This window comes from Streptomyces ossamyceticus, assembly GCF_001418475.1.
Classification (GTDB): Bacteria; Actinomycetota; Actinomycetes; order Streptomycetales; family Streptomycetaceae; genus Streptomyces; species Streptomyces ossamyceticus.
In genome coordinates, this window is sequence record NZ_LIQX01000168.1 from 1 (window position 1) to 8,041 (window position 8,041).

The window sequence follows — 8,041 nt, forward strand, 5'->3', positions numbered from 1 at the left end:
AGATGTGTATAAAGAGACAGCTTATGCAGCGGTCGGCCCGGTCGGGCGTGGGTCGTGACCTGTATCTGACCGCCAGCCGACGGCCACCGGGGTGCTGCCCCGAGCTGGTCTTGCCGTACGTGTTGCCGCAGTTCGGCGCCCTGGTGACGCAGAGCGTGACGGACGCGTCCGGGGCCGTCTCGGGCTTCGGCGTCGACGCGCCGGCTTGCCCCGCCGGCGCGGGCTCGTGCGGCGGGAACTCGGCCGTGGGGCTGCTGCGTTGGGAGGACGTGCAGGCTGTTCCGGGTTCGAGCATCGTGGAGCGCAAGGACCCGTTCATGGTCGCGTTCCGGTTGTCGATGCGGCGGACGACGCACTGGCGAGCCGCTTGGATTGCCTGTGTGAGCAGGCGAAATGTCCAACGGCGCCTGAGCCGGGGCCCGGTGAGTGATCTTCAGAAGTGGCTCACGGCTGCGGACAGTGGTAGCGCGTAGGCCATGATTGGTACCGAGGGCCCCACGCACCTCGCTGTGTCAGCTGCAACTGGCGCAACGAGGTCACGGTGCTCGAGCAAGACCCAAATCCCTGTCTGGACCAACGGATGAAAGGAGATTCCCCCGGTGGCGTCGCTACGGCGGCGCCACCTGCGGCACCCCGCGTCGGGGCCCTCACTCCGTGACGTAGAGCCATATGGAGCACGACGTGCAGCAGTTCAGCGATCCTTCGAACACCGGGAACGGGCCGTTCATCATCGTCGACGGCCGGATGATTCCCTACACCCCCGCCCCCGCGCAGGACACAGGCGATGTCCCGGTCGGCTCGGCGTTCGCGGCCGAGAACGCCGAGCCGACGGGCCCGTTCGTCGTCATCGACGGCGTCGTGCGCCCGTACGAGCCGACGGCCTCGGCCGTGCCGGTGCCCGGCTCCGCGCCGGTGGCCGTCCCCGGCATCATGTCCCCGCTCACGACGGGTACGGCGGGCGGCGGGGCCAACGGCACGGCGCCCGCCGTGTCCTGGTCGTCCGTGGCGATCACGGCGATCGTCGCCGCGGTAGTGGTCACCTGCATGCTCATGGGCATGTCGACCGAGGCGATCATCGCGGGCATCGTGCTGATCGTCCTGCTGGCCAATCACGTACGGACCGCTCTGGTCTGACGTCCCTCCCTTCGGCCGGGGCCCTGTCGGGGGTCCCGGCCTTCGGGCCGGACGAGAGGAGACCGGTGATGGCCCGTACCCCCGACCCGCTGCCTCAGCGGGACGATCCAGTGATCGACCTCGCGCGTTTCCTGCGTACCACGCAGGCCGCCGCCAGCACGGTCACCGAGTTCATGACCTTGAGGAAGATCTCGCGGCTGTCCGGGGTCTCGGAGGGCTCACTGTCCCAGGCGCAAAACGGCGATCCACGCGTCACGTGGCGGACCGTGGAGGGCTGGGTCCGTGCCTGCGACGGTGACCTCACGACCGCGCGCCGTCTGTGGAACAAGGTCAACGAGCTGCAGCGGGCGTCGGCCCCCGCCGACGCGGCCGCCCTGCAGGCGAGGGCCTTCGGCTACTGGGACCGGTCCGCGAGCCGGGCGGTCGTACCGGGCTTGGAGAGCGAGGCGCACTTCCTCCTCGCTCTGACCGCGCTGCGTACGTACGTGGGCATGTCGCTGCGGGAGTTGGCGCAGGCCACCGCGCGCCTCGATATCCCCTACAGCCGAGCCACCCTGGGCGCTGTCCTTTCCGGAGAGCGTGCCATGACCTTCGAGCACCTCGCCGCGATCCTGGCCGGGTGCGGTGTCCCGGTACGCCAGCAGCAGGGTTGGGCGCGCGCCTTCGCCAAGTTCGACCCGGCTCGTGACGTGCGTACCGGCTGGAGCCCGTGTTCCTTGCGCAGGTCCCGGACGGTGGAGCCGACCGGCGAGCAGGTCGTGATGGAGTTCCACTCCTCTCCGGCGCGCATGCGCTTCGCGAACGCGTTGGAGCGGGCGCTGGAGGAGGAGAAGGCGACCATCACCACCTTCGCCACGCGCGCCAAGCTGAAGATGGTGCTCGTCGACCGCCTGTTCGCGGGCAAGTTCCTGCCCGCTCACATGCTCGCCCGTGCGAGCGAGGCGGCCGTCGGGGCGAGTCCCCGGACCCGGCGGGAACTCACCATGCTGGCCCGGGCACTCGTGCGCTCCCCCACTCCCGAGGAACGGCGGGAGTGGGGCCAGTTCTGCCACGAGCGCGGCTTTCCGGAGTCCTGGGCCGGGTAGCCGGCGGCCGCTCTCCCACCAGGGGCTAGGTGCGAGGTCCGTGTTGACCTCGCACCCCGCCCCTCTTTCTTCGATGCCTCGCCCCCCGGAGAGGGCGAGGGCACGACGCAGGAAGCGGGGACGTCCGCCGTACGACCGGTGCCCGGCATGGCGTGCCTTGACAGCACCCCGTGGAGGTTGCCGGGGTGGATGCTGCGTGCGCGTATGCCGATCGAGGACCCGGTCGTGCCGCGGCGCGTACGCCGCATGCCGCGAGGGCCGCGGTGCCCGCCGCCGAGCGCGAACACCTCGGTCTGTTTTGAGTAGCGGGCCCACCGGGTCGCCGGGTACCAGGGCCGGAGAAGGTAGCCCTGTTGCCGATTGCCGCGGCGAGCGTCGCCGACGGTGTGACATACAGCGGCGCGGTCCTCGTTCAGTGCCTCGGAGTTGGCGTCCGTGAGCCGCGGTCATCACCCACTGATCGCCGTACTGGTTGCACGATTGCCCTCGGCGTGGTCCACGCCCCGCCCGGATCGGTCTGGTGGACGGAGTTGGAGAGTGCGCTCGCGGTGGCCGGAGATCTGCGGCGGGCCGGTGCGCCAGCGGCTTCTGGCGGCGCTCTGCTGTCTGGTCTTCGTGGCGCAGCCCGGCAACGCCCCCCGGAGGGGGCGGCGCTGGTCCGCCCGTGAGGAGAGACCGAACCGTGTGCGGCGTGATGGAGTTATAGGACGGCAGGGGGCGGGGTTTCTTGCCGGTTGAGACGCCACGGCTTTTCGCTGCCCCCAGACGGGTACGTGACGAATTTATCCGGCGTGTGTCGGCGCCCGACAGGGCCTTAATTCGGCGCTCGCAGGTCAGATTTCTTTCCGGAGTGTTCGGGCCAGGTCCGGAGCGCACGCACTCAGCAGGCGATTCTCGAAGAATGATGATAACTTTTTCTTCGAATTGCAGATTTTTATGCGAGGTGCGCCTTCTGCAGACCCATGTCTTTCTCCAGCTGAGATGCCATCGCGCTGATCTGCAGGGAATTTGATTTACATCAAAGGAGCCATCTCGGATCCACTACCTTCACGAAGCACACAACAATTTCACTACTGTAAATTTCAGGCCGACTCTCTCGCTGCTGCGGAGGGTGTCTCCGGGAGCTGCGGACCACGCAGGCGCAACACTCCAGACAGCGCCACCCCGCAACAACGCAGGGCTGAGGACCGAGCAGCCGTAGCCCTCCGGCCGCGCCAGCGGCCTCGGGCCCTGCCACGGTCCCAGCCCCGAAGGCCTCGCTGGCGGCCGCGAATGAGCTCTGGCGATCCGCACCGGCCGCCGCGGCGGGGACTGCTGGGCAACACGGCCCCTCGCTCGCCGCAGGGCCCGCTCGGCCCGGTCCCACTGCGCCGTCGCGCAGCGGTGCTACGTGTCGTGCAGGGCGCTCTTCGCGGCATCGACGAAACGGCCGAGTGCCACCCAGTAGGGGGCTGCAGCAGGCGTCGAAGCGGGCTTCTGCGCCTGCTTCTGCGGCGATGACTGCGTTGAGGGCCTGATATGGACGGATCGGTGGTCACCTGCTTCACCGCGTATGCCGCGGCAGCCGCCTCGTCCGGTCCCTCCAGTTCAATGACCCACACGGACCGCCTCTGATCACCGTAGGTGTCTCGGATGCGGTCGCGGAAATCCCTCAGTGATGCCGACGGGCTATCCGGGGCAGCACTGATGCGGTGGACCTCAGAGACCTTCCAGTACAGCTCGGCCATACGCTGGCCTTACTGGACTAGGTCCAGGTAGGCCGTCCGACGAGCCTCGTGCAGCCGCTGGATGCGGGCTGCCCTGGTGGTTTCCCCTGCTGTCACTCAGTTGGCCACCGCAGCAGTCCCGACGGTGAGCGCGGCGATCCAGAACGTGTGTCCGCCTCGCACCGCAGCGTCCGCGGCCGGCGCTCCAGCCGCCAGATTGCGCGCGGCCTCCTCCAAGCGGCTTCCTGGGGAGTACTGCTGGGCGGTTGACCCGGTCGGCCATGAGCAGGAGCAGGACGAGTGGCATCTCAGGGATTTCCGTCAACCGCGATGGCACGTCGGCAGTTTGCGGCGTGATGGGCTACAGGCGAACTGGGCCTTCGCGGCCTGCGGCCCGGTCCAGCTGGCACACGTCTGGGGTTCGGGGCTTTGGGAGTCGCCGGCCTGTGTAGCCACAGGTCAGTGGCACGGCTTACTGGCGTTGCTTTGAAGCACTGCCATCGGCAGGGGAGGCTGCCGTCATGGTGGGATGGAACGGGCCAATCTCGTTATTCCCCGCGCATGGGCGGGACCCTGTGCCGGGTCCCGCCACACACAGAGGCGCAGGTGAGGCTGCAACCAGCACCCACGCGATGCTTTCGTCACCCTGTCTGGACCAACAGATGAATGACGAAGAGCCGGGCACAGGAAGGCCCCTGGAGGGCAAGCAACCGTGCCTGAAGCGAACATACGCGATTCGCTTCGTGGTCCTCAGCATGGGCGCTGAGCCCGACGAACCGGAAACCGGCGAGACAGCGCGGGACAGAACTGAAGAACAGAGGGCCTTGACCTGCTCAAAGGCGATGGGCGTCAAGGGTTGTTCAAGCAGGCCAACGGGTTGGGGACAGCGGTCAATTGATACGCAGTTGGCCGTAACCGAAGGACTGCCGTCGACGTTGTCCCGCCTAGCGGACGTCCGCCAGTTCTCAGCGAGAAGACGAGACAGTGCTGAAGAAAGCTCTGCGGTGTGGCTGCGGGAGAGCCCCGCCGGTGAAGCTCACGGCTCGTGCCGAGACTGCGCAACAGCCGCCAGTGCAACACTGCCCGTAATCCTCCAGGCCAAAGAGGCCGCAACCAGATCCGCAAACGCACCGGTCGACAGCAGTTCCCTGCCTGCAACGGCCGGGAATGGGTGCAGCAGGATGCCCTGATGCCTGCTGTGGCGGCTGGAGGCACTGGCCAGGCCGGCGCAGGACTGCTGAACCGGGACGACACCGGGAGAAGACCTCATTGCCAAGGAAGAAGCCCAACGTGTCCGGTGCGAGCTCACAGTGCTGCTGCGTTCCCGCGGCACTCGCTTCCCAGGGGCGGGAAGTCGTCTCTGAGAAGCTCATCGGATCAGACCGACCCCACTGAAAGTCCCGCAAATAATAGCTATAGCAATTGTTTCTTTTTCTCGCTTCTGTGTAAATTACCCCGCTTTTAATTCCGCCTGGCGGGTGTGACCTGCTGCAGACTATCGAAGAGGCGCCCCCGCCGCACGTCCGATGGAGCCATCCGGCCTGCAGCAGGCGGGGCACCGGCCTTCAGAACAAGGGGACCCGCAGACGCCGGGCGGGCGTGCATGTCGATGTTGCGGCATGGGCCGAGGAGCTGACCAGCTCTACGCGCTCGACGCCTCGTAGCGTCAACGCTGTGAGGACGGACGGCGACGGGCGTACCTGCCAGCCGCACACCGAATGAGCTTCTCCCGGACCAGGGTGACCTTCGGCAAGTACCGCAGTGTGACGGGTGAAGGCTACACCGTCGAAAGCGAAGCGCACGGGCGTTGCCGTGCTGCCGTAATTCTCTAGATGCAGGTCGAGTTGGGCGCGGCGGCAGCCCGCTCTGCCGTGTAGAGATTCGCGGCCGTGACGTGAGGGGCGGCCGCCAGTTGCACCTTGTGCAGCCTGTTCTCCAGGTTCACGACCGCCACATCCACCTGAGCGACCGGCTCCGGCACGGGCGCCTCAGCCGACGGGGCGGGAGACGCCAGCCAGCCACGGATGAGGGCCCCTTGGCTCGCCTGATCCGCGTGCAGGAGTGCCACGTTGTGGGCGGCACCTTCCTCGTCATACTGTGGAAGTTGCCCTCGGCGTCGAGCGGGCGTCCAGCACAGCTGCATTGCGCAAACGTGCTTTGGCGGCTCAGCCGATCAGCTTGTGCAATCCCACGGTGCTGGTCCCGAACCCCGTGACACCGGCCAGGAGTGCGCCCGCAACGTTCCCCGCGCTGAACAGGGCAAGGACGCCGACGACTGTTCCGATGAATGCCGCTATCAACAGCACCAGGGCGGTCCGTTGACTCAGTAGCGGTTCGGTATCTGGGCTGGAAGGGCGTGGCTCGGGGTCGGCGGGTCCAGGCAGTGGCGTCGTCATGGCGCTTCCTCTTCCCAGCTCGAGCGAACTGTGTATGCGAGCCGAGGCATGCCGGTGAGCCACGAAGCCACCCATTTCCACTGCGCGAATCGTCCGGGAAGGTCGGCCAAGATGGCGCGCTGCTCCTCGATCCACCCGGCCCGTTCGTCTTCAGGGAGTAGCAAGGCCAGAAGCCGGGCGATGAGCTGAAGGACTGGCCCACCGGGTTCTGCCGTGCCTTCAACCCGCTTGCGAGTCCCGGGTACTGTCTTGTCGGTGTCGGACTGTGAGGGCTCGTCCGCCTGCTTCGGCTCCTGGTCCGTGGTACTGGACGACTCGTCTTCCGTCTCGACGAAATGGCCGCTCTTAGATACTCCGTAAGTCAAGTTGGCCGTGCGCTGGAGCCTCCCATGGAAAGGGGCGCGCCAGCTCACATCCCGACTATTGAAGATCAGGCCGCCCTGGTGACGGTTGATCGTGGACTCGATATCGAGCCAGCCGCCGTCGCCGGAGCGGAAGCGGCACTCGATGCGGGTGGTGGGCTCGTCCTGGGGGCTGGCGGCGAGGAAGCGGCGCACCTCGTGCACCACGCAGCCCAGGTCCTCGGGGTGGATGATCGAAGCCAGTTCGGTGCCCACCAGAGCCTCGGCGGGCCATCCGTAGACCCCGGCGGCAGCCGGGGACACGTAGCGCAGGATGCCGCTGGGGGCGGCGATCATGATGACGTCACTGGATCCCTGCACTAGGGAGCGGAAGTGGTTCTCCTTCTGCACCAGTTCCTGTGTGAGGGTGATGTTGTCCAGCAGCATGACGCCCTGGCGCACCATGAGGGCGAGCACGACCGCGCCGCCGGTCAGCAGCATCATGCGGTCCACGCTGCGGCCGTTGAGGACGTTGTAAAGGATCCCCAGGGTGCAGACGGCGGCGGCGAGGTACGGGGTGAGAGCAGCCAGCAAGCCGGTGAACGGTCGGGATTCGCGCTCGTCGGCGGCCTTCTGGTGTAGAGGGCCGGCCCAGGGGGCGTACGCCAGGAGCAGGGAGCCTGCGAACCAGCCGGCGTCGAGGAGCCGGCCGGAGTGGAAGTTGTTGCGCATGAGTGGTGAGGTGAACAGGGCGTCGCACATCACGGTCAGCGCGAGCGCGCCCAAGGCCGTGTTGACTGCCGGACGGTTCCAGTAGGCCCTCCTGAAGTGCAGGACGAGCACCATGCTCACCAGGGCGATGTCGAGCAGCGGGTACACCATGCTCAACAGGTCGACCCTCGATGACTGCGCCGGTTGTGTCAGCGCCCAACTCCAGGCTGCCGTGAGCAGCGAACCGGCGATCAGCCAGGCATCCACTACGAGGCAGACCCAACCGCCCTTGCTTGCCGGACGTTTGGCGAGAACCAGTAAACCCACAACGGCTGGCGGGGCGAAGCCGAGGAAGAAGGCATCGGCATAGGCGTACATGGGAACGGGGCGCTCCAGGACAACCTCGTACCAGCCGCACACAAAGTTGCCCAGGCTCAGCATCGCCGAGGAGACGGCGAACAGGATCCAGGCGGCCCGTAGCCGGTCTCGATGGGTTCGGGCGTGGAAGAAACAGGAGACGGCGGCAGCGCCCGCAGCGGCGGAGAGCCCGAAGTCGCCCATGACCAGGGCAAGTTGCTCCGAGCCCCAGCCTTGCACGGAACCCACAGCGAATCCGGCGCACAGTGCCGCGAGGAGAATGCGTGGCGCAACTAGGGTCCGTCTTCAAA

The 8,041-nt window shown here is 67.1% G+C and carries 5 protein-coding genes and 1 pseudogene; 3 read left to right on the forward strand and 3 right to left on the reverse strand.

The genetic code is table 11. The features are described 5' to 3' along the window. The 3 genes from AOK15_RS46060 to AOK15_RS14015 form a co-directional block, all read left to right on the forward strand. The coding region (locus AOK15_RS46060) for a hypothetical protein (RefSeq protein ID WP_205632129.1) at window positions 1-473 on the forward strand (473 nt) is incomplete at its 5' end. 208 nt (window positions 474-681) lie between these two features. Continuing rightward, on the forward strand, window positions 682-1,134 hold the full coding sequence (locus AOK15_RS44985; protein ID WP_157870246.1) for a hypothetical protein: 453 nt from the start codon (window positions 682-684) through the stop codon (window positions 1,132-1,134). Between the two features lie 68 nt (window positions 1,135-1,202). Next, window positions 1,203-2,219 carry a helix-turn-helix domain-containing protein gene (locus AOK15_RS14015; protein WP_055516445.1) on the forward strand — a complete coding sequence of 339 codons (1,017 nt, stop codon included), beginning with the start codon at window positions 1,203-1,205 and terminating at the stop codon, window positions 2,217-2,219. 3,534 nt (window positions 2,220-5,753) lie between these two features. Here the strand turns inward: AOK15_RS14015 and AOK15_RS43910 are convergent. The 3 genes and pseudogenes from AOK15_RS43910 to AOK15_RS42105 form a co-directional block, all read right to left on the reverse strand. Continuing rightward, entirely contained in the window at window positions 5,754-5,993 is a 240-nt protein-coding gene (locus AOK15_RS43910; RefSeq protein WP_055516447.1) for a hypothetical protein, read from the reverse strand. Window positions 5,994-6,090: 97 nt separating this feature from the next. Further along, complete coding sequence (locus AOK15_RS46065) at window positions 6,091-6,321, reverse strand: hypothetical protein (protein ID WP_205632130.1); 231 nt, start codon at window positions 6,319-6,321, stop codon at window positions 6,091-6,093. Window positions 6,322-6,689: 368 nt separating this feature from the next. Further along, window positions 6,690-8,012 (reverse strand): annotated as a pseudogene (locus AOK15_RS42105) (PAS domain-containing protein); the annotation flags it as partial. Window positions 8,013-8,041: the final 29 nt, after the last annotated feature.